The organism is Pseudomonas californiensis, assembly GCF_021147775.1.
GTDB lineage: Bacteria > Pseudomonadota > Gammaproteobacteria > Pseudomonadales > Pseudomonadaceae > Aquipseudomonas > Aquipseudomonas californiensis.
Genome location: NZ_JAGTPK010000119.1, coordinates 1 through 1,337 on the forward strand (window position 1 = coordinate 1; position 1,337 = coordinate 1,337).

Below are 1,337 nucleotides of genomic sequence, written 5' to 3' on the forward strand. Positions count from 1 at the left end.
AGGATTACGAAGCCTTGCTGCCGTGGAACTGCGAACCTCGACTTCACAGCTAAGCGCTTTACCTATCTTTAGCCAAGTGGGGTTTATGGAGCGCTTACAGTAGACCTGCTACATAGCTTGCGGCTAATGCTGTCCCTCCGTGCCTGCGCTCCCTCGCAATCGAAAAGCGCGGCCCTGACGTCAGGCGCTTGTAGGGCAACCTCGTACTGCAGTTCGACGATGCTTGGCAACGTTTCAGTTTTCACGATTTCATTTGTCATTGTTCATTTCTCCAGAAAACGGATTTAGTTTGTGGGCATCATTCAATTTGGCAGTCAGTGCGGCCCTTGATGCGGTATTTTCTGGCATGCGGATGACATAGGTTACAAAGTTGCTGATACTCATGAGATTCGACCCGTAAGAGATTCATCGTGGCGTGGGTTCGCCGATGTGCAGATTTCTTTCACCAGATGATCCACGTAAAGGGCGTTTTCTAGCTCTGGCGAGTAAACAGTTCAGAAGGAGCTGCCTGCTGGTGAAGAACGACGATGATCAGTTTCGTTTCGTCGATCCGACCTCTCAGTCATCGCGGTGGAGTCTCCATTCACAAATGCGGATTCCCGGGTTAAGGATTGCCAAAAACAAACAGCTTCACGCGGAGCGGCGATTTTTCAAGTCCCAGGCTGCGCATCAGTGTCATCCAAGTGGCCCTCGAGTAATTCCTGTATGCGCTCAATAAGCCTCGCGTCACCTTTGGGGTCAAATATATTTTTAGTTTGATTCTGTCTGTTCGAAGTCCGTACGCCGGCAAAACGCCTTAATTCACTCAAGGATTCTGGATCGTGCTGGGCCTTCACGATAGTAACCGGGTCAATCCCATAACTGACAAGCCTTGTCGGGTCTGGAGAAGCGGCTAGTAGTCTGAGCCCCCAATCACGAAGCTCTTCGTTTGACATCGGTTCCATTCGCTCAAAACGTTCATATTGAATCTTCCCGATACGTTTAGATTGGCTGTAGGCCACATTCCGACCTAGGCGATGCTCCCAAAGATTCGTCCATAGCACGGTGCCGACTAACACAGCGATTGCAACAACCAGGACCACGCAGAGGGCCACGTAAAGTTGCAGAAGCACTTCCAGTAAAGTATCCAAGTTGAACTCCTGAAATTGGCTTATTGCTCAAGGCACCGAAGAGAAGTTTCAATCAACCAGTAGTCTGACGAATTGGCGCGTTTTTTCCCAGGCTTGATAATCTCCCATGCTAGGGTCTGTTCCCGTTTCACATTGGCAGCCACAGAAAAGCGCAGGCCATTGCTATGACGCTTTCATAGTTTCTCTTGAGTTTGTCGAATCGAGAAG

General features: G+C 49.7%; 2 protein-coding genes and 1 pseudogene. All 3 read right to left on the reverse strand.

Going from position 1 to position 1,337, the window contains the following annotated elements; all coding sequences use genetic code 11:
- Window positions 1–249: 249 nt before the first annotated feature.
- Window positions 250–384, reverse strand: a complete 135-nt coding sequence (locus KDX37_RS29495; protein WP_264759426.1) for a hypothetical protein — start codon at window positions 382–384, stop codon at window positions 250–252.
- A gap of 266 nt (window positions 385–650) precedes the next feature.
- Complete coding sequence (locus tag KDX37_RS29155) at window positions 651–1,130, reverse strand: hypothetical protein (RefSeq protein WP_231656631.1); 480 nt, start codon at window positions 1,128–1,130, stop codon at window positions 651–653.
- A gap of 127 nt (window positions 1,131–1,257) precedes the next feature.
- Window positions 1,258–1,337, reverse strand: a pseudogene (locus KDX37_RS29160) (IS5/IS1182 family transposase); the annotation flags it as partial.